18 protein-coding genes are annotated in these 20,824 nt (G+C 67.4%); 8 read left to right on the forward strand and 10 right to left on the reverse strand.

The features are described from left to right. The first annotated feature begins 93 nt into the window (after positions 1 to 93). From hsaA to EEB19_RS10830, 7 genes are all read left to right on the forward strand, one after another. On the forward strand, positions 94 to 1,317 hold the full coding sequence (gene hsaA, locus EEB19_RS10800; RefSeq protein WP_262365569.1) for a 3-hydroxy-9,10-secoandrosta-1,3,5(10)-triene-9,17-dione monooxygenase oxygenase subunit: 1,224 nt from the start codon (positions 94 to 96) through the stop codon (positions 1,315 to 1,317). Between the two features lie 191 nt (positions 1,318 to 1,508). Continuing rightward, a complete protein-coding gene (gene hsaC / locus EEB19_RS10805; RefSeq protein WP_187586016.1) occupies positions 1,509 to 2,417 on the forward strand; it encodes an iron-dependent extradiol dioxygenase HsaC in 909 nt (302 codons plus the stop codon). Positions 2,418 to 2,433: 16 nt separating this feature from the next. Next, the gene (gene hsaB / locus EEB19_RS10810; protein ID WP_187586018.1) at positions 2,434 to 3,006 is read left to right on the forward strand and encodes a 3-hydroxy-9,10-secoandrosta-1,3,5(10)-triene-9,17-dione monooxygenase reductase subunit; all 573 of its coding nucleotides are present in this window, start codon (positions 2,434 to 2,436) and stop codon (positions 3,004 to 3,006) included. Continuing rightward, positions 3,003 to 4,220, forward strand: coding sequence for a hypothetical protein (locus tag EEB19_RS10815; RefSeq protein ID WP_187586019.1), 1,218 nt, complete (start codon positions 3,003 to 3,005; stop codon positions 4,218 to 4,220). The genes hsaB and EEB19_RS10815 overlap by 4 nt, the downstream gene beginning before the upstream one ends. Next, positions 4,217 to 5,029 (forward strand): SDR family oxidoreductase, encoded by an 813-nt coding sequence (locus tag EEB19_RS10820; RefSeq protein ID WP_187586021.1) that lies wholly within the window; start codon positions 4,217 to 4,219, stop codon positions 5,027 to 5,029. Before EEB19_RS10815 ends, EEB19_RS10820 begins: the two co-directional genes overlap by 4 nt. Further along, positions 5,022 to 6,179 carry a sulfotransferase gene (locus EEB19_RS10825; protein ID WP_187586024.1) on the forward strand — a complete coding sequence of 386 codons (1,158 nt, stop codon included), beginning with the start codon at positions 5,022 to 5,024 and terminating at the stop codon, positions 6,177 to 6,179. Before EEB19_RS10820 ends, EEB19_RS10825 begins: the two co-directional genes overlap by 8 nt. 66 nt (positions 6,180 to 6,245) lie before the next feature. Beyond that, positions 6,246 to 6,857, forward strand: a complete 612-nt coding sequence (locus tag EEB19_RS10830; RefSeq protein WP_187586026.1) for a TMEM175 family protein — start codon at positions 6,246 to 6,248, stop codon at positions 6,855 to 6,857. Here the strand turns inward: EEB19_RS10830 and EEB19_RS10835 are convergent, their stop codons facing one another. Then, positions 6,858 to 7,871: a LacI family DNA-binding transcriptional regulator gene (locus EEB19_RS10835; protein ID WP_187586028.1), complete on the reverse strand. Its 1,014-nt coding sequence runs from the start codon at positions 7,869 to 7,871 to the stop codon at positions 6,858 to 6,860. A 77-nt stretch (positions 7,872 to 7,948) separates the two neighbouring features. On the opposite strand from EEB19_RS10835, the gene EEB19_RS10840 reads away from it, so the two are divergent. Next, entirely contained in the window at positions 7,949 to 9,400 is a 1,452-nt protein-coding gene (locus EEB19_RS10840; protein ID WP_262365570.1) for an MFS transporter, read from the forward strand. Between the two features lie 102 nt (positions 9,401 to 9,502). Here the strand turns inward: EEB19_RS10840 and EEB19_RS10845 are convergent, their stop codons facing one another. The 9 genes from EEB19_RS10845 to EEB19_RS10885 all read right to left on the reverse strand — a co-directional run bounded on the left by EEB19_RS10845 (position 9,503) and on the right by EEB19_RS10885 (position 20,824). Continuing rightward, positions 9,503 to 10,753, reverse strand: a complete 1,251-nt coding sequence (locus tag EEB19_RS10845) for an alpha-hydroxy acid oxidase (RefSeq protein WP_187586170.1) — start codon at positions 10,751 to 10,753, stop codon at positions 9,503 to 9,505. A gap of 2 nt (positions 10,754 to 10,755) precedes the next feature. Continuing rightward, complete coding sequence (locus EEB19_RS10850) at positions 10,756 to 12,243, reverse strand: rhamnulokinase family protein (protein WP_187586032.1); 1,488 nt, start codon at positions 12,241 to 12,243, stop codon at positions 10,756 to 10,758. Continuing rightward, on the reverse strand, positions 12,240 to 14,276 hold the full coding sequence (locus EEB19_RS10855; protein WP_187586034.1) for a bifunctional aldolase/short-chain dehydrogenase: 2,037 nt from the start codon (positions 14,274 to 14,276) through the stop codon (positions 12,240 to 12,242). The genes EEB19_RS10850 and EEB19_RS10855 overlap by 4 nt, the downstream gene beginning before the upstream one ends. A gap of 46 nt (positions 14,277 to 14,322) precedes the next feature. Next, entirely contained in the window at positions 14,323 to 15,483 is a 1,161-nt protein-coding gene (rhaI, locus tag EEB19_RS10860; RefSeq protein WP_187586036.1) for an L-rhamnose isomerase, read from the reverse strand. 95 nt (positions 15,484 to 15,578) lie between these two features. Next, entirely contained in the window at positions 15,579 to 16,955 is a 1,377-nt protein-coding gene (locus tag EEB19_RS10865; RefSeq protein WP_187586038.1) for an MFS transporter, read from the reverse strand. Between the two features lie 115 nt (positions 16,956 to 17,070). Next, positions 17,071 to 17,436, reverse strand: a complete 366-nt coding sequence (locus EEB19_RS10870; RefSeq protein ID WP_187586040.1) for an L-rhamnose mutarotase — start codon at positions 17,434 to 17,436, stop codon at positions 17,071 to 17,073. A gap of 147 nt (positions 17,437 to 17,583) precedes the next feature. Beyond that, on the reverse strand, positions 17,584 to 18,690 hold the full coding sequence (locus tag EEB19_RS10875; RefSeq protein ID WP_262365571.1) for an acyl-CoA dehydrogenase family protein: 1,107 nt from the start codon (positions 18,688 to 18,690) through the stop codon (positions 17,584 to 17,586). Continuing rightward, the gene (locus EEB19_RS10880; protein WP_187586044.1) at positions 18,687 to 19,652 is read right to left on the reverse strand and encodes an acyl-CoA dehydrogenase family protein; all 966 of its coding nucleotides are present in this window, start codon (positions 19,650 to 19,652) and stop codon (positions 18,687 to 18,689) included. Before EEB19_RS10880 ends, EEB19_RS10875 begins: the two co-directional genes overlap by 4 nt. A gap of 5 nt (positions 19,653 to 19,657) precedes the next feature. Further along, positions 19,658 to 20,824, reverse strand: a complete 1,167-nt coding sequence (locus EEB19_RS10885; protein ID WP_187586046.1) for an acyl-CoA dehydrogenase family protein — start codon at positions 20,822 to 20,824, stop codon at positions 19,658 to 19,660.

Genomic DNA, 20,824 nt, shown 5'->3' on the forward strand with positions numbered 1-20,824 from the left:
CTCGACATAAATGAGAACGTGTTCTAATCTCATGAACAGACGAGAACCAGGGGCGACCGGAGGGTCGTCGAGCAACGAGTAGGAGCGGGCGACATGCCAGCACAATTCGGCGCCGGGAGCGCAGCCAGCGGGTCCGGTCACGGGCGGAGCGAAGCGGCCGAGCAGGTCCTGGAGAAGATCAGCGCCCTGCTCCCGGAACTGGAGCAACGGGCTCAGCAGACCGAGGACCTGCGTCGAATCCCGGACGAGACGATCTCCAGCCTGGAGGGTGCCGGCTTCTTCAAGCTGATGCAGCCCGAACAGTGGGGTGGCTACCAGGTCGACCCCGTCACCTTCTACGAGGCGGTCCGCCGGATCGCATCGGCGTGCGGGTCCACCGGCTGGGTGTCGGGCATCATCGGCATCCACAACTGGCACCTGGCGCTGTTCGACCAGCAGGCGCAGGAGGACGTGTGGGGGGCCGACACCAACGTCCGGATCTCGTCGTCCTACGCCCCCATGGGAATGGGTGAGGTCGTCGACGGCGGGTACAAGGTGAACGGCTCATGGGCGTGGTCGTCGGGCTGCGAGACCGCGGACTGGGTCTTCGTCGGTGGTCCGGTGATCAAGAACGGCAAGCCCGTCGACTTCGTGAGCTTCCTCATCCCGCGCAGCGACTACACGATCAAGGATGTCTGGAACGTCGTCGGTCTACGGGGCACGGGGTCCAACACGATCGAGGTGAAGGACGTCTTCGTTCCGCGTCACCGCATGCTCAGCATGCGCACGATGAGCATGGGCGAGAGCCCCGGGCTCGAACGCAACACCGCGCCGGTCTACAAGATGCCCTGGGGCACCATCCATCCCAGCACCATCGCGTCGCCCATCGTCGGAATGGCCTACGGCGCCTACCACGCTCACGTCGAACATCAGGGCAAGCGTGTGCGCGCGGCCTACGCAGGCGAGAAGGCCAAGGAGGATCCCTTTGCCAAGGTGCGGATCGCCGAGGCCGCCAGCGACATCGACGCGGCATGGCGGCAGCTCTCGGGCAATCTGCAGGCCGAGTACGACCTCATCCTCGCCGGCGAGGAGATCCCGATGGAACTACGTCTGGCCGCTCGCCGGGATCAGGTGCGCGCCACCGGGCGTGCGATCGCTGCCATCGACCTGCTGTTCGAGAACTCGGGTGCCCACGCACTCGAGAACGGCACGCCCATCCAGCGCTTCTGGCGTGACGCTCACGCCGGTCGCGTCCACGCCGCCAACGATCCGGAGCGCGCCTACGTCGCCTTCGGCAACGGTGAGTTCGGGATTCCCATTGGCGACACCATGGTCTGAGTTCTCATGTCATCGTCGAACGTTCGGTCCCTGAGGAGCAGGCGAGGAACGAGCGTGTGTCACGACGGATCGCCCCTTCGTGACGCTCGCAGGCTCGCTCCTCAGGGAGCAATCCGAGGCGGACCTGCTCCACGGGGAGCGATCCGGGCACGCGCGCTCCGCACGGGGGCGCAACACAGAGGGGTCAACACATGAGTGACAGTCCGATCAGGTCTCTCGGCTACATGCGGATCGAGGCCACCGACGTCGAGGCGTGGCGCGAGTACGGACTCAAGGTGCTCGGCATGATCGAGGGGAAGGGCCTCACGGAGGGGGCGCTCTATCTGCGGATGGACGACTTCCCCGCGCGGCTGGTCATCGTGCCGGGGGAACACGACCGCCTGCAGAGTTCTGGCTGGGAGTGCCCGAATGCCGAAGCGCTGCAGGACGTCCGTGATCGGCTGGCGGCGGCGGGTGTCATCTTCCGAGAGGGGAAGGAAGAAGAACTCGCCGACCGACGGGTGGTGGAGATGGTCGTCTTCGACGACCCGGCCGGCAACACCATCGAGGCCTTCCACGGTGTCGCACTGGAACACCGGCGCGTCGTCAGCCCGTACGGGCACCGATTCGTCACCGAGGAACAGGGACTCGGGCATGTCGTCCTCACCTGCGACGACGACAAGGCTGCGTTGGCGTTCTACCGCGACGTCCTCGGGTTCTCGCTGCGCGATTCGATGCGGCTCCCGCCGCAGGCGGTCGGTCGGGAAGAGGACGACGAGGCACCGTGGCTGCGCTTCCTCGGGTGCAATCCACGACACCACTCGCTGGCATTTCTGCCGATCCCGAACAGCACCGGCATCGTCCACCTGATGGTCGAGGTCGAGAATTCCGACGACGTCGGACTCGCGCTCGACCGGGCGCTGCGCAAGAAGGTCAAGATGTCGGCGACGCTGGGCCGCCACGTGAACGATCTGATGCTGTCCTTCTACATGAAGACGCCAGGCGGGTTCGACATCGAGTTCGGCTGTGAGGGAAGAACAGTCGACGATGAACAGTGGATCGCGCGGGAGAGCACCGCGGTCAGCCTGTGGGGCCACGACTTCACCGTCGGGTTCCGCTGACATGTCGAGCCCCGACATGACGCGCACTCCCTACGGCTCCGCGGAGTTCGACTCGCGGCAGTTCCGCACGGCGATGGGCCAATTCTGCACGGGCGTCACCGTGATCACCACCATCGATCCGGGCGGCGCGCCGGTCGGCTTCGCGTGTCAGTCCTTCGCCGCCCTGTCGCTCGATCCGCCGCTGGTGTTGTTCTGCCCCAAGAAGACCTCGCGCAGCTGGCCGGTGATCGAGGCGGCCGGCAAGTTCTGCGTCAACGTCCTCTCGAACCGGCAGCAGGACGTCAGTGCGGCGTTCGGCGCGCCGGGCGACGACAAGTTCCGCAACGTCACCTGGGATCCGTCTCCGGCCGGACTGCCCGTCATCCGGCACGCGCTCACCTGGGTGGAATGCGACGTGGACCAGGTCACCGACGGCGGCGATCATCACATCGTCATCGGTCGGGCGCTCACGTTGGGGGAAGTCTTGCAGGACAAGCCGTTGCTGTTCTACCGCGGCGGCTATCTGTCCACCGAACACCCGCGGGTGACTCCCGCACAGGCCGAACTGGAGAACTTCCTCACCTGGACCGGAGGCGATACCTGGCTATGAGCACCGAGGCGCAGACGACGACCGGAACCGCCGTCGAACGACCCGTGGACGTCACCCGACCGCTGACCGAGGCGATCGCGGAATCCGAGAAGCTCATCGCGTCAGCGGAATTCGTCGAGAGCCAGCAGGATCTCGCAGAGGGCTACGACTACTTGGCCGGCAGCATCGCCGCCATCGTCCAACTCGTGCGGTCTCGGCAGAAGAGCCACCCCAACTTCATCACGTCGACCGGACCGACGACGAAGATGGGGTTGGACAACCCCGACACCCTCTACTACCACGCCGATGTGGAGCCCGGTGGTACGTATCTGGTTCGTGGACATCGGGGTACCACGGCGGATCTGAGCTTTCAGGTGCTCAGTGGCGATTACACCCCGGACGCGGTACCGGGCGGAGACGAGGCGTTCGATGACCGCCGCATCCCCATCGATGCCGACGGCGACTTCGCCATCACCTTCGGCCCGCCGATGGATGCCAAGCGGGACGACTATTTCGTCCTGCCCGACAACGCGTCGATGCTGGCCGTCCGCGAGGTCTACGCCGACTGGACCCAGACCAAGGGCACGATCTCGATCGAGCGTGTCGACACCGTCGGGACACCGCCGCAGGAGCCGGATCTGGCGCGGGTGACCCGCCGCTACGCGACCGCCGGCAAGATGCTGACCTCCCGGATCAACACCTGGTTCAACTTCCCCAAGTGGTTCTATCTCGACGAGCCGGTCAACACCTTCACCGCCCCACGACTGACGCCGGGCGGTCTGGCCACACAGTACTCGTCGGTCGGACACTTCCGGCTGGCCGACAACGAGGCCATGGTGATCACGGTGCCGCGGTCGGACGCTCCCTATCAGGGCTTCCAACTCGGCAGCATGTGGTACATCTCGCTGGACTACGTCAATCACCAGACGAGTCTGAACTCCGCTCAGGCGCAGGTCGATCCGGACGGGATGATCCGGATGGTGGTGTCGCGGCGAGATCCCGGGGTCGCCAACTGGATCGAGACCACCGGCCGCGTCACCGGGATCATGCAGTTCCGATGGCAGCGTGTCGACCATCCGATTCCGCCGGAGGGCGGACCGAGTGCCCAGGTGATCGACATCGACGACGTCGAGGCCCACCTGCCGTACTTCGCACACAACACCATCGGCCCGGCAGGGTGGGCCGACCGTATCGCCGCGCGGCAGCGCGCCTTCGCCGAGAGGATGCTGGGATGACGGCCGACAGCAGTGGGGACGCCGCGACGGGTGGCCTGCTCGCCGACAAGGTGGTGGTGGTCTCCGGTGTGGGGCCGGGACTGGGCCGGTCGATCTGTCTGCGGGCCGCGGCGGCGGGGGCGAAGGTCGTGCTCGCGGCCCGGACGGAGTCGCGACTGAAGGAGGTGGCCGCGGAGATCGATCTGGCCGGCGGGACCTCGTTCGTGGTGCCGACCGACATCACCGACGACACCGCAGTCGACGGACTCGTCGCCGCGACCACCGATCAGTTCGGCCGAGTCGACGTCGTCGTCAACAATGCCTTCGCGCTGCCGTCGATGAAACCGTTGGCCCGCACCGATTTCGACCACATCGCCGCCAGCCTGGATCTCACCGTGCTGGGCACCCTGCGTGTGATCAAGGCCTTCACCGAGTCCCTCGCGACCACGAAGGGTGCCATCGTCAACATCAACTCGATGGTGATCCGGCATTCCGAGCCGCGCTATGGCAGTTACAAACTCGCGAAGTCCGCGATGCTGGCGATGTCGCAGACCCTGGCCACCGAGCTGGGCGACAAGGGGATCCGTCTCAACACGGTGGCGCCCGGCTACATCTGGGACGACCAGCTCAAGTGGTACTTCGGTGAGGTGGCGAAGAAATACGGGATCACCCCCGAGCAGGTCTATGAACAGACGGCGAGCAAGTCGGATCTCAAGCGGCTGCCGGAGCCCGACGAGATCGCGGAGGCCGTGGTGTTCCTGGCCTCGCCGATGGCCAGTGCGATCACCGGCCACACGCTGGACGTGAATTGCGGTGAGTACCATGACTAGTCCGACAGCGAGCGGGCCGCGTACCAACGTGGGCACGGTCGACGATCTGCACGAGGCGGCTACCCGCGCAACGGGTCTCGACGACTTCGGTGACCGTGGCGACTACATCGAGGCGCTCGAGGTGCTGTTGGAGTCGTATGCGCGCGACGCCGACCTCACCGAATTGGGCAGCAAGATGTTCCGGTTCTTCCTCAAGGGCGCGCTGATCGCCCGCCTGCTGTCGGAGGCGTCGTGGAAAAACAATCCCGACTACGCCGACGTGCCGATCACGCGACCGATCTTCGTGACGGGGCTGCCGCGTACCGGGACGACCGCGCTGCACCGTCTGCTCACCGCCGACCCGTCCCATCAGGGTCTCGAGATGTGGCTGGCGGAGTTCCCCCAACCGCGGCCTCCACGCGAGACGTGGGCGTCGAATCCCGTGTTCGAGCAGATCAATGCCGGACTCGAGAAGCACCACGTCGACAATCCGGAGTTCATGGGTCTGCACTACATGGATGCCGCCGAGGTCGAGGAATGCTGGCAGTTGTTGCGGCAGAACGTCATGTCGATCTCGTACGAGTCGCTGGCCTTTCTGCCCACCTACTCGCGGTGGCTGGCCGGGCAGGATTGGACGCCGACGTATCGACGGCATCGACGGAACCTGCAGATGATCGGACTCAACGATCCGGAGAAGCGTTGGGTCCTCAAGAACCCGAGTCACATGTTCGCCCTCGACGCGTTGATGGAGGCCTATCCGGATGCGTTGGTGATCCAGACACATCGGCCGCCGGAGACGATCATCGCGTCGATGTGCAGCCTCGCCGAGAACGCGACACCGGGATGGTCGACGACCTTCGTCGGCGAGACCATCGGGGCGGCGCAGCTGGAGCTCTGGTCACGCGGACTGCGCGAGTTCGAGTCGGCACGGACGAAATACGACCCGGCTCAGTTCGTCGACGTCGACTTCGGAGATCTGCGGAGCGATCCGTTCGGGACCGTGGAGCGGGTGTATGAGGCGCTCGGTGCCGAGGTGTCCGACGACGCTCGCGCCGCCATGGTGGCACTCGACGATGACAGCAAGTCGGGAGACCGCAAGCCGCAACACCGGTACAGCCTCGCCGACTACGGACTGACCGAGGCCGCCGTCGCGGACGCGTTCGCCCGCTGAGCTGCTCGGTCGCACCTCTTCTGCCGCAGCGCAGCGGCCCGCCGCCGGCGGCAGTACTGTCCCACCATGGCGGGTGAACGTCAGACCGAAGAGGGATTCCGGCGACTGATCGCATTCTCGGATGCGGTGGTCGCCATCGCGTTGACGCTGCTGGTGCTGCCGCTGGCCGACATCCCGGAGCAGGTCCGCGAGGACACGTCGGTGAGCGATGTGTTCTCCGGCCACTTGCAGGCGATCGTCAGTTTCCTGATCAGCTTCGTGGTGATCTGGGTGCTGTGGCGTCATCACCACCGGACCATGGAACACTTCCGTGCCTACGACCACACGCTGTTCGAACTGCACTTCGTGTGGCTGTTGACGATCGTCGTGTTGCCGTTCGTGACGGCACTGATGGACAAACGTGCCATCGCCTATTCGAACGTGCTGTACATCGGGGTGTTGGCGATCTCGATCCTCGCATTGCTCGCAATGGTGGCGTGGGGTCGACGACATCCTGAGCTCGTGGTGTCCGACGATGCCACCGACAGTTTCCTGCGGTCGTCGTCGGGTGCAGTGACGTTCGCGCTGCTCGTGGTGGCGCTCGTGATCGCGGCGATCTTCCCGACATCGGGTGTGTGGCCGCTGCTCCTGCTTCTGTTGTCGGGTCCGATCGACGGCGCGCTGCGGCGAGTGCGCTAGCTAGCCGCCGGTCGATGCGCGAGCGACGAGTTCGGGCTGGAAGACCGGATTCGACGGCATGTGCCGCCGGGGGTCGTCATCGGCGGCGGCGATCAGGAGATCCACGGCGGTGGCACCGATCCGGGCGGTGGGCTGGCGAATCGAGGACAGCGGAACGACCGCCGATCGGGCGAAGTCGATGTCGTCGTAACCGATCAGGGCGATGTCGTCGGGTACCCGCACCGGGCCGCCGAGCATCGTGAACGCCTGCAGGACACCGATGGCCAGAAGATCGTTGGCGCAGAACACGGCGTCGGGCCGGTCGTGCGGCCCCCGACGGATCAGCGCGGCACCGATCTCACGTCCGGCCAGCACACTCAGCGAGGCCGTCTCGACGACCTCGAGCGTCGCCCCGTCGACATCGGCGACGGCGTCGGCCGCCCCGCGCCGACGATCGGCGACCTGCCGCAGACCCGCAGGCCCGCCGACGAAGGCGATGCGGCGACGTCCGGTGGCGCACAGGTGGGACACGGCGAGGCGCCCGCCGGCGATGTCGTCGACGGCGACGGAGTCGAACGGGGACCCGCCGGCATCGCGGTCGACGAGGATGACCGGGGTGCCGCGACGGCGGAGCGCATCGAGGCGGTCGAGGTCGTCACCGATGGGGGAGACGAGCAGCCCGAAGACTCGTTGCTCGTCGAAGGCATCGATGTAGGCCTGCTCGCGGGACACGTCGTCGTCGGACGTACCGAGCAGAACGGTCAGGTCGTGATCGCCGGCCCGACGCTCGGCGGCGCGCGCGATGTCGGTGAAGAACGGGTTGCCGACGTCGAGCACCACGAGTCCGACGCACCGCGACCGCCCGGCCCGCAGCTGGCGGGCGGCGTCGTTACGGACGAACCCCAGACGGTCGATCGCCGCCTGGACACGCGCCACCGTTGCCGGTGCGACCTTGTCGGGGGAGTTGAGCACGTTGGACACCGTGCCGACGGACACCGACGCCGCGGCGGCGACGTCACGCATGCTCACTCCCATGCGTTCATTGCACCAGATCGGGTGCTGTCGAGCGGGCCGCCCGACACGCTGCCGGATGGTTCACTACAAGGATGTCGATGTCCACCGACCCGTTCTCCGATCAGTACCAGCCGGATCCGCGCCGGTGGAAGGCGTTGGCCGTCTGCCTCGTCGTCGGTTTCATGACGCTGCTGGACGTCTCGATCGTCAACGTGGCGCTCCCGTCGATCGAGAAGGGGCTCGGCGCCACGTCGGCGGACCTGTCGTGGGTGGTGTCCGGCTATGCACTGACCTTCGGCCTCGTGCTGGTGCCGGCCGGCCGGGTCGGCGATGCGCGCGGCCGCAAGACCACCTTCCTCGTCGGTCTGACGTTGTTCGTCGTCGCCTCGGCGTCGTGCGGTTTCGCCCAGGGGCCGGGGATGCTGGTGATCTCGCGGCTCGTGCAAGGTGTCGCGGGCGGCATCCTCAGCCCGCAGGTGTCGGGTCTGATCCAGCTGCTGTTCCGCGGCGCCGAGCGGGGCCGGGCCTTCGGCATGTTCGCCGCGACGATCGGGATCTCCACGGCGGTCGGCCCGCTCCTCGGCGGCATCCTGATCCAGCTCGGTGGTGTCGAGCACGGTTGGCGCTGGGTGTTCTTCGTCAACGTGCCCATCGGGATCGTCGCCTTCGTCGCCGCGGTCCGGCTGATCCCCGCGCGACCCGCCGACACGAAGCAGCCACTGCGGGCGTCGTCGTTCGACCCGTTGGGTGTGCTGCTGCTCGGCGCAGGCGTCGTCGCTCTGATGCTGCCGCTGGTGCAGGAACGGCAATGGCCGGGCGCCGGGAAATGGTGGTTGCTCGTCGTCGCCGCGGTGTTGGTGGTGGCATTCGTGTTCTGGGAGCGTCATCAGGGGCGTCGGGGTCATCAGCAGCTGATCGACCTGTCCCTGTTCTCGCTGCGGTCGTACTCGCTGGGATGCGTCATCGCACTCGTCTACTTCGCGGGATTCACGACCGTCTTCTTCATCTACACGCTGTATGTGCAGCAGGGCCTGGGGTATTCGGCGTTGATGGCGGGCCTGGCGGTCACCCCGTTCGCGCTCGGATCGGCGGTGTCGGCCAAGATCGGCGGCGACATCGTCAACCGGGTCGGGCGGCGTCTCGTCATCGGAGGACTGCTCCTCGTGTTCCTCGGGATGGTCGGCACGATCATCGCCGCGCACCTCGTGCCCGGTCAGCATGTCGGCTACGCGGCGGCGTTCCCGATGCTGATCGCGGGAGTCGGCTCGGGGCTGGTCATCTCGCCCAACCTCACCCTCAGCCTCGACGAGGTCCCGGTCTCGAAGGCAGGCATCGCCGGCGGCGTGTTGCAGACCGGTCAGCGGATCGGGTCGGCAGCGGGGATCGCACTCGTCGGTGCGGTCTTCTTCGCGCAGGTGGCGAGCACGCACGGCGACTGGGCCAAGGCATTTCAACTCGGGTTGTCGACCGCGGCGCTGCTGGTCCTGGTCGCGTTGGCCGTCGGCCTGGCCGACCAGATCGCGGAGCGTCGGTCGGCCGTGATGAGGTGACGGGGCGCCGGTCGACACCAGGATCACCGCTGGGTGGTCATCGACTGGATGGTCCGGTCGTCGACGCGTCAGCGGTGATCCTGATGTCGAGGAGATGCGGGGTCAGCGTGGCCGTGGCACGAGTCGTTGGAGTTGAGTGACGTGGCCGGGCTCGAGTTCGTCGAGACTGGACACCCCGAGCAGTCGCATGGTGCGGGTGATCTGTTCGGTGAGGATCTCGATCATGCGGTCGACTCCGGCTTCGCCGCCGGCCATCAGGCCGTAGAGGTAGGCACGCCCGACGAGGGTGAAGCGGGCGCCGAGGGCGATGGAGGCGACGATGTCGGCGCCGGAGGAGATGCCGGTGTCGAGGATGACCTCGGTCCGGTCGCCGACCTCGCGGGCGACTTCGGGTAGCAGGTGGAACGGGATCGGAGCCCGATCGAGCTGTCGTCCACCGTGGTTGGACAGCACGATGCCGTCGACGCCGAGGTCGGTGACGGCCTTGGCGTCGTCGAGGGTCTGAATGCCCTTGACCACCAGCTTGCCCGGCCACTGGCTCTTGATCCACGCGAGATCGTCGAAGGTGACGGTCGGGTCGAACATGGTGTCGAGCAGTTCGGCGACGGTGCCCGACCAGCGGTCCAGGGATGCGAACGCCAACGGCTCGGTGGTGAGGAAGTCGATCCACCACTGTGGTCGTGGCAGTGCGTTGAGCACGGTCTTGGCGGTCAGCGCCGGTGGGATGGACATGCCGTTGCGTTTGTCGCGCAGCCGGGCTCCGGCGACGGGGACGTCGACGGTGACCAGCAGGGTGTCGTAGCCGGCGTTGGCGGCGCGCTCGACCAGTGCCATCGACCGTTCGCGGTCTTTCCACATGTAGAGCTGGAACCAGTTGCGGCCGTGCGGGTTGGCCTCCTTGACGTCCTCGATGGAGGCGGTGCCCATGGTCGACAGGGAGAACGGGATGCCGGCACGGGCGGCGGCGTGGGCTCCGGCGTACTCGCCCTCGGTCTGCATCATCCGGGTGAATCCGGTCGGTGCGATGCCGAACGGCAGTTCCGAGCGTCCACCGAGGATGGTGCAGGAGGTGTCGACCTTGGACACATCGCGCAGGATGGCCGGGTGGAACTCGATGTCGGAGAACGCCTGCCGCGCACGGGCGATGGACAGTTCGGCCTCGGCCGAGCCGTCGGTGTAGTCGAATGCGGCCTTGGGCGTCCGACGTTTGGCGATCGTGCGCAGATCCTCGATCGTCAGCGCCGCATCGAGCCGACGCTTCCTCGCGTCGAACTGCGGCTTCTTGAACTGCATCAGCGGTGCCAGGTCGCGGGGCCGGGGGACGCGGCGCCGGGTGTGCTTGTTGCCCTGCATGGTCATGCCTTTCCTGCCCCGACCGCAGCGTGCGGACTCGTGCTGCGGCTGTGTCGGGGTGCATAGTGTTGCGGCGGGAACCTATCGGCGACAATAGTCCGCATCGCCTCGAGGTCGCCATCGATCAGTTCGTGGGCTCGTGCCGTGATCAGCACGTTGCCCAGGGCGGTCGCCTCCACGGGACCCGCCTGCACGGGCAGTCCCAGCCGATCGGCGGTCAACTGACAGAGCAGTCGGTTCTGCGATCCGCCCCCGACCAGATGGACGGTTCGTACGGCGGTGCCGGACAGATCTGCAGCCTGCCGCACGGTGTCGGCGAACGCCGCCGCGAGGCTCTCGACGATGGCGCGGACCATCTCGGGTCGCGTCATCGGCGGACGCATGCCGCGTTCGGTGTACCAGCCGCGGATGCGGCCGGGCATGTCGCCGGGCGGCAGGAAGCGCGCGTCGTCGGTGTCGAAGACGTCGAATCCGGGGGTGACGTCGGCGGCCTGGGCGAGCAGCTCGGACAGGTCCGCACGATAGCCGTCACGGTGATACTGCCGGACGGTCTCGCTGAGCAACCACAGTCCCATCACGTTGTGCAGGTAGCGGATTCGACCGTCGGCGCCGACCTCATTGGTGAAGTTGGCCTTCCATCCGGCCCGCGACACATTCGGCGATGCCAGTTCCACGCCGACGAGACCCCAGGTGCCACAGGAGATGTACGCCGACGACGACGGATCCATCGGGATGGCCGCGACGGCCGATGCGGTGTCGTGGGAGGCGACAGCGATGACGTGCGGTCGCGCCGCCAGCCCGAGACGGTCGGCGACGTCGGTGAGCAGCGGGCCCTGGTCGGCCCCGGTCTCGACGATGTCGGGAAACAGCCCGACCGGCAGGTCGAGCCGTTCCATCATCGCGTCGTCCCACTGCCCGTTCACACCCAGCAAACCGGTCGTCGACGCATTGGTGCGCTCGGTCCCGCGACGTCCGGTGAGCCAGTAGGTGATCAGGTCGGGGATCAGCAGTGCGCCGTCGGCCTGATCGAGCAGGCCGTCGGCCTTCTCCGCCGCCAGCTGGTAGATGGTCGTGAACGGCAGGAACTGCAGTCCGTTGCGCAGGTACAGATCGACCGGTCCGAGCTCGGCGTGGACTGCCTCGACGCCGTCGGCGGTCCGCTCGTCACGGTAGTGATGCGGCAGACCGAGCATCCGACCCTCGCGCATCAGTGCGTAGTCGACGGCCCACGAATCGATGCCGACCCCGACGAGGTCGTCGGAGCGACGACCGGCCTCGGCGAGTCCGGCGCAGGCGTCGCGGAAGAGGCCGGGCAGATCCCAGTGCAAGGCGGTCCGCTTGCCGTTCCAGATGTGCACGGGCTCATTGGCGAACCGCGCCACCTGTTCGAGTTCGAGACGGCCTCGCGAGATGTCGGCGAGCATCACGCGTCCGCTGGTCGCGCCCAGGTCGATTGCCGCGACCTGGGCGGACCGGGTGGAGCGACTCATCGGAGGAACGCGGCCGCGACACCCGCATCGACGGGGACGTGCAGACCCGTGGTGTGCGAGAAGTCGGAGGTGCAGAGCGCGAACGCGGCGTTGGCGATGTTCTCCGGCAGCACCTCTCGCTTCAGCAGGGTGCGCTGGGCGTAGAACTTGCCCAGATCCTGTTCCTCGACGCCGTAGACCGCGGCGCGCTGGGCGCCCCAGCCGCCGGCGAAGATCCCCGAACCACGCACCACGCCATCGGGATTGATGCCGTTCACCTTGACACCGTGCTCACCGAGCTCGGCCGCGAGCAGCCGCACCTGATGAGCCTGGTCGGCCTTGGTGGCCGAGTAGGCGATGTTGTTCGGGCCCGCGAACACCGAGTTCTTCGACGAGATGTAGAGGATGTCGCCGCCCAGCTTCTGGTCGATCAGCGCCTGTGCCGCGGCCTTGCTCACCAGGAACGAACCGCGTGCCATCACGTTGTGCTGCAGGTCCCAATCGGCGGCCGTGGTGTCGAGCAACGACTTCGACAGGGACAGACCGGCGTTGTTCACCACGAGGTCGATGCCGCCGAAGGCGAGGACCGTCGCGTCGATGGCGGCCTGGACGGCGGACTCGTCGGTGACGTCGGCCGCCACGCCAATCGCGACGTCGGTGGAGCCGATCTCCTCGGCCGCGGCCCGAGCCTTCTCGGCGTCGAGGTCGGCGATCACGACGCAGGCGCCCTCGGCGGCCAGACGCTGCGCGATCGCCTTGCCGATCCCCGAAGCCGCGCCGGTGACCAGCGCGATGCGTGTCGCGAGCGGCTTGGGCTTCGGCATGCGGGCGAGCTTCGCCTCCTCCAGAGCCCAGTACTCGATGCGGAACTTCTCCGACTCATCGATGGGGGAGTAGGTCGAGACGGCCTCGGCGCCGCGCATCACATTGATGGCATTGAGGTAGAACTCGCCTGCCACACGGGCGGTCTGCTTGTCCTTGCCGAAGCTGAACATGCCGACGCCCGGGACGAGGACGATGGCGGGATCGGCACCGCGCATCGCCGGACTGTCGGCGGTGGCGTGACGCTCGTAGTAGCCGCGGTAGTCGGCGCGGTAGGCCTCGTGCAGCTCGGCGAGACGTTCCTTGCATTCGTCGACGGTCGCGGTGGCCGGGAGGTCGAGTACCAGCGGCTTGACCTTGGTCCGCAGGAAGTGGTCGGGACAGCTGGTGCCGAGCTCGGCGAGACGCGGATGCTCCTCTGCGGCAAGGAACTCCAGCACCGGGGCGACGTCGGTGAAATGGCCGACCTGCGGCCGGTCCATCGACGCGAGACCGCGGATGAACGGCGCGAGGGCTGCCGCCTTGGCCCGACGTTCGTCGGCGGGGAGAGCGCGGTAGCCGTCGAGTTCGGCACCGAACGGCTGTGGGCGGCCGTCGGCGGCGATGTACTGCTCGGCGGTTCGGATGATCTCCAGCGAGTGGGCCTGCGCCTCCTCGGAGGTGTCACCCCAGGCGGTGATGCCGTGTCCGCCGAGGATGCAGCCGATGGCCTGCGGGTTGGCCGACTTGATCGCGGAGATGTCGAGGCCGAGCTGGAAGCCGGGACGACGCCACGGCACCCACACGACCCGGTCACCGAAGATCTTCTGCGTCAACGCCTCACCGTCGGCCGACGTCGCGATCGCGATGCCCGAGTCGGGATGGAGATGGTCGATGTGTGCGGCATCGACGAGCCCGTGCATCGCGGTGTCGATGGACGGTGCAGCGCCTCCCTTGCCGTGCAGGCAGTAGTCGAACGCGGCGACCATCTCGTCTTCGCGGTCGAGGCCCGGGTACACGTCGACGAGCGCGCGCATGCGGTCGAGACGCAGCACGGCCAGGCCGGACTCGGTCAGGGTGCCCAGGTCACCGCCGGAGCCCTTGACCCACAGCAGGTCGACGTTCTCACCGGTGACCGGGTCGGTGTCGGTGCCCTTGGCAGAGGTGTTGCCGCCGGCGTAGTTGGTGTTCTTCGGGTCGGAGCCGAGCCGGTTGGAACGCGCGATCAGCGCGGCAACTGTCGGGTTGGTCATGGGAGGGTGCTCCTCGATGTGTCAGAAGGTGTCGGGGTGGATGGAGTCAGGCGCCCCAGGAGGACTGCGTGCCACCGACGCGCTCCTCGGCGATGCGTGCGGCGTGGCCGGAGGACGCGTAGGCAGCCATCGGATCGGCGGGCAGCCCGCGGGCTTCACGACGCCGTGCCAGCATCGGGCGGACGTCGGTGTAGAAGGCATCCATCAGGATGGCGTTGGCGCCCAACACGTCTCCGGCCTCCTGCGCCGTCGTCAGCGCATCGGTGTCGACGAGGAGCGCACGCGCGGTCATCTCCTGGACGTTGAGCACCGAACGGATCTGCCCGGGGATCTTCTCCTCGACGTTGTGGCACTGGTCGAGCATGAGGGCCACGGGCGAGCCGTCGTCGAGACCGCCGCCGCGGATCACCTCGAAGAGGATGCGGAAGAGCTGGAACGGGTCCGCGGCGCCGACGATGAGGTCGTCGTCGGCGTAGAAGCGGGAGTTGAAGTCGAACGATCCGAGCTTCTGCAGGCGCAGCAGTTGCGCGACGATGAACTCGATGTTGGTGCCCGGCGCGTGATGTCCGGTGTCGAGGCAGACCATCGCACGCTCGCCGAGAGCGGTCACCTGTGCGTACGACGTGCCCCAGTCCGGGACATCGGTCATGTACATGGCGGGCTCGAAGAACTTGTACTCCAAGACGAGTCGCTGTTCGTCGCCGATGTGTTGGTAGATGGTCGCGAGTGACTCGGCGAGACGATCCTGGCGTCCACGGATGTCGCCCTGCCCGGGGTAGTTGGTGCCGTCGGCCAGCCAGATCTTCAGGTCGCGCGAACCGGTCGCGTTCATCACGTCGATGCAGGCGATGTGGTGGTCGATGGCCTTCTGCCGCACGGTCTTGTCGGTGTGGGTGAGGCTCCCGAACTTGTAGTCGTCGTCCTGGAAGGTGTTCGAGTTGATCGTGCCCAGGCGGACGCCGAGGTCCTCGGCGTAGACGCCGAGTGCGCGATAGTCGTCGACGGTGTCCCACGGGATGTGCAACGCGACGGCAGGCGCGAGCCCAGTGAGTTCGTGCACCTTCGCAGCGTCGGCGATCTTCTCTTCGACGGTGCGTGGGGTGCCCGGGGTGCCGAACACCTTGAACCGGGTACCGGAGTTGCCGAAGGCCCAGGAGGGGAGCTCGATCTCGAGATTGTCGAGGATCGTCTCGTCAATGGTGGTCATGAGATGTCTTTCGTGTGGGTTCCCCGCCGCCGACGTCGGTGACTGCCGGCGGCGGGGAGGTGTGAATCGTTTCAATCAGGCGGGATGGTGCGCGGTCACGCGAGGGTGCGCGCCGACGGCTCATCGATCGCGACGTCGCCGGTGGTCGGCTGTCCCGAGCTCGAGCCCGCGTCGTCAGTGAGTTCGGGCGACAGCGGTGCACCGTAACGCTCGACCTCGATCTCCTGCAGCGTCTTGCCCTGGGTCTTCGGCGCCCAGATGGCGCCGATGACGAGGGCGACGGTGAGCAGGCCGACGAGCAGGATGCCCACGGTGGTCAGCCCGGTCGCCGCGAGCATCGTCGGGAAGAAGTAGCTCAGCAGGCCGGTCGCGGCGCGGACGACGAAGAACATGACACCCTGGGCGCTCGCCCGGTACGGCGTCGCGAACATCTCGCTCGCCCACAGGCTGTAGAAGGCCTGCGCGCCGATGCCCGAGGAGACGCCCCACAGGATGGCGAAGACCAGCATGGTGGCGATGCCGCTGTCGGTGAAGGCGACCAACACGATCCAGGCGACGATGCCGAGTGCGGCGCCGAAGACGTAGAGAGCCTTCTGGGAGACGCGGTCGGCGTAGCGCATGAACCCGAAGTAGGTGGCGAGGACGGTGCATCCCCAGACCAGAACCTGCAGGAGGTTCTGCTGGACGGCGCTGTGCAGGCCGGCGGTCTCGTAGACGCGAGGCATGAAGATGCCCGCCTGTCCGGCCACGGTGTTCCAGAAGAGGTAGATGCCGCCGAGGAACAGCAGCGCAATGATGTTGACCCGCTTGGAGAACAGGCCCTTGACGCCGCGGACGCCGACCGAGGAGCGGAGCGCGCGGGTCTCGTCGACCGCCTCGTCCTTCCAGATCTTCGATTCCGCCAGGCCTTGGCGAATCCACCACACGACGGCGGCGACGACGAACAGATGCAGGAAGATGAGTCGCGACCCGAGTAGGCCCAACGGAGCAAGAGCGGCGGCGAGGGCGAACCCGATCAATGGGCCGACCGACCAGGCCAACTGGGCCGTGCCGACGTGCTTTGCCCGTTCGACGGACGGGGCCTGTTCGGCGATGTAGGTCCACGACGCCGGGACACCTGCGCCGACGGCGAGTCCGGTGATGATGAACGCGATCAGCAGCATCGTGAAGTTCAACGCGAAGGCCGCGATGAGCACGCCGACCATGTAGACCAGCAGGTCGTAGGTGTAGATCGCCTTGCGGCCGAAGCGGTCACACAGTGGACCGCCGACCGCAGCGCCGACGGCCGCACCGAAGGCGTTGGCGCTCAGTGCGGCGAGCAAGCCCACGGCGAAATTGCTGATGCCGAACTCGTCCTGCCAGAACGCCAGGCTCGTGGCGATGGCGATGATGGATCCGGCCTCGATGTAGTTCGACATGGCGACCGAGATGGTCGCCCGCCAGCCGGTGGTGGAGCGCGCTCCTACTTTCATGGTGCTTCCTTGCGTCGGTTCTCAGTAGAGAGGGTGTGGATCGGTGAGGTCAAGCCGTGGGGGCGGGTATGGGGTCCTCCGATCGAGGCGGGGCGGATCTCGGGTCGGGATCTCATCAGTCGAGGTGGAAGTACTCGATGAGCTCGGTGCGGATGGTGTCGGGGTTGGCCCCGGCGGCGGAGGACGCCGGGTCGGATGCACCGCCGGCGGGCGGGAGGAAGAACTCCGCCATGTGTGCCTGCCAGCGTGCGTTGACGTCGGTGGCCTCCATGGCCTTGGTGGTCCGTTCGAAATCGTCGGTCTCCACGTAACCGATGACCATGCCGTCCTCGGGGCGCAGGAACAGTGAGTAGTTGTGCCACCCGGTGTCGCGGAGTGCGTCGAGCATCTCGGGCCAGACGGTCGTATGAGCGTCGAGGTAGTCGTCGACCCGATCGGGACGGAGCTGGAGGACGAAGCACGCGCGCTGTCGGTCGGTCATGAGCGCTCCTTCGGGGGTAGCGGCGTTCACAGAGCCGAAAACGGTCGCTTGAAACGTTTCAATTTGTGATTGCGGCAACAGTAGATGCAAAGGTGTGAGCGAGTCAAGGGCTCGTGCGGATGCCGGGTTGGCGGTGCGGGTGTGATCTCAGCCGAATGCGTGTGCCGAGAGTTCGGCGACCACCTCGTGCGGCTGGCCGAAGAGCTGGGCCGATCCATGGGCCCGCTTGAAGAACAGCTGGATGTCGTGCTCGGCGGTGATGCCGATGCCGCCGTGCAACTGGATGCCTTCCCCGGTCACCGAGGTGAAGGCCTCCGAGCAGTAGACGTGCGCGGCGGCGGCGAGGTCACCGGCGTCGGCTGAGCCGGTGGTGGCCGCAGCCACGGCGGCCCGTGAGATCGACCGGGCGGTCTCGACCGACGCGTACATGTCGGCCATCCGGTGTTTGAGCGCCTGGAAGGACCCGATGGTCCGTCCGAACTGTTTGCGTGATCGCGTGTAGTCCACGGTGAGTTCGAGAGCCGCGGTGGCGCCCCCGACCTGCTCGGCGGACAGCAGCGCCCAGCACAGCGAGCGCAACCGCGTGGACAGGTCCGAGTCCGAGGCGATCGCGATGCCGGATGCCTCGTCGAAGGCGACCCGGGCCAGCGGCCTACTGGGATCGACGACGGGCAGCGGCGTGACCGTAACGCCCTCGGCATCGGCGTCGACGGCGTGCAGGGTGAGCGCCCCGCCGCCGCCCGCAAGCACCAGGAAGAGATCCGCATTCTCGCCGTCGATGACGTATTCCGCTGTGCCGGAGAGAAGTCCGGCGTCGGCGGTCACACCGGGAGTGATCCACCCGGTATCGCCCGCCCAGCACAGCGTCGCGATGCGCTCGCCCGCGGCCATCGCGGGCAGGAGCTGCCGGTTGACCTCCTCGTCGTCGGCGAGCAGCAGCGCTGCCGTGGCGAGTGCGGTTGCGAACACGGGTACCGGACTCAACGTGCGGCCGAGTTCCTCGAGAACGGCGGCGGTCTCGGCGAACGTGGCGCCCGCCCCGCCGAACTCCTCTGGTATCGGCAGCGCGGCGACGCCGATCTCGCTGCACAGGGTCTGCCAGAGCTGGCGGTCGATGCGCGGGGTGGCGCGCATCGCTGCGCGGGCGGACGCGGGGTCGGCGCGACGACGGACGAGGTCGCGGATGGCCTCGGACAGCGCCTCGCGTTCCTCGGCCGAGATGGCGGATGGCGCGGCGGCGGGGGAAATGGTCACAGTGACTCCAGAACTCGCTGTCGCAGGGCGGCGGGGGTGCCCCATGCGGTCAGCAGTGCACGCGTCTTCGTCAGGTAGAGCGACAGGTCGTGTTCGGTCGTGTAACCGATGGCGCCGAGCACCTGCAGGGCCCGACGTGATGCGAGGTGGGCGGCGTCGCCTGCGGCGACCTTTGCTGCTGCGACATCACGGCGGACGTCGGTGCCCTCCGGCACGAGTCCGTCGATTCCGAGGGCGGCCGCGTGGACGAGTGGCCGTGCCATCTCCACCGCGATCGCGACGTCGGCGAGGTGATGTTTGACCGCCTGGAACGATCCGATCGCGCGACCGAACTGGTGGCGGGCCTGCGCGTAGTCGGCGGCCAGGGTGAGCATGGCCCCGGCCATGCCCAGGAGCTGGGCGGCAGTCGCCAGGGTGCCGATGTCGAGGGCGTCGTCGACCGGGACGCCCTCGGCGATGGTCTCGGCGGGATCGAGTTCGGCGACGTGCCGTGTCGGGTCGACGGTGGCGACCGCGGCGGCCGCAGTCGCCGTGCTGAGCACACCGTCCTGCACGAGATAGGCGATGTCGGAGACCGGGGCGAGCGGGGCCACCGGTGGGATCGCGCACGTCGCGAACGCGCCCTCGGCCAGCGCCGACAGCCGCTCGCCGGTGATCCCGCCCGATCGGAAGAGCACCGGGAGGACGGCGATGCTCTCCACCACCGGCCCCGGCAGCGCATGACGCCCGATCTGCTCGAGCGCGACCACCATCTCGATGGCGCCGGCCGACGAGCCGCCCGACGACTCGTCGATCAGGAGGCCGTTGACGCCGGTCTGGGCGAGCGCGGTGAAGACCTCCTCGACCGGCCCGCGATCGCCGCCGATCCACGCGCGTGTGCGGGCGGGCACGTCGGCCTTCGTGAGCAGCGCATCCACCGTCGACGCGAGGTCGTCGTGTACATCGGAAAGCAGGAACTCCATGCGTCTCACCTGTCCCCACGCGGCAGGCCGAGCAGGCGTTCCGCGATGACGTTGCGTTGGATCTCGTTGGTACCGGCGTAGATCGGGCCCGACAGGGAGAAGAGGTAACCGTCCATCCAGGCGTCGTCGAGCTCGGCGTCGGTGCACTGCAGGTCCAGTGCCGTCTCGTGCGCGGCGATGTCCCACTGTGACCAGAAGACCTTGTTGATCGACGATTCCATCCCGAGTTGTCCGCCGGCCGCCAGTCGGCTGACCGTCTGATACGTCGACAGCTCATAGGCTCGTGCACCGATCCACGCGTCGGCCACCCGGGCGTCGGCGTTGGCGGTCGGCCACACGCCGTCGCGGTTCTGCTTCCACAGCCGGACCAGGCGGTCGGTGGTCGCCAGGAAGCGTCCGGGTGACCGCAGTGAGAGTCCGCGTTCGTTGGCCGCGGTGCTCATCGCCACCTTCCAGCCGTTGTCGACGGCCCCGATCACGCCGGAGTCCCCGCGGTTGTCCGGGTCGTCGGGCACGAAGACGTTCTCCAAGAACAGTTCGGCGAAACCTGCCTCGCCGTCGAGTTGGGCGATCGGACGTACCGTGACGCCCGGGCTGCGCAGATCGAACATGAAGTAGGTCAGGCCGCGATGGCGCTGGGCCTCCTTGTCGGTGCGGAACAGCCCGAATGCCCAGTCCGCGAAGCTCGATCGCGAACTCCACGTCTTCTGTCCGTTCAGCAACCAGCCGCCGTCGGTGCGGGTGGCCGTCGACCGCAGGGAGGCCAGGTCGGACCCGGCCTCGGGCTCACTCCACGCCTGACCCCAGATGTCGTCGGCGCGCGCCATCCGAGGCATGATCCGGGCCAGCTGATCGGGGTGGGCGTGCTCGAACAGGGTTGGGGCCAAGAGGAAGATCCCGTTCTGACTGACGCGCCCGGGCGCGCCCGAACGGTAGTACTCCTCCTCGAAGATCACCCAGTGCAGCAGGGGGACGTCGCGACCGCCGTACTCCTGCGGCCAACTCACCACCGACATCCGGTCGGCGGCCATCGTGCGCTCCCATTCGCGGTGAGCCTCGAATCCCTCGGCGGTGTCCATCGAGGGGAGTGGTTGCGCGGGAACGTGTTCGGCCAGCCACGACCGGATCTCGCCGCGAAACTTCTCGGCTGCGTCGTCGAAGAAGAGATCCAT

It is taken from the genome of Gordonia sp. OPL2 (genome assembly GCF_003797825.1).
In the GTDB taxonomy this organism is placed as follows: Bacteria; Actinomycetota; Actinomycetes; order Mycobacteriales; family Mycobacteriaceae; genus Gordonia.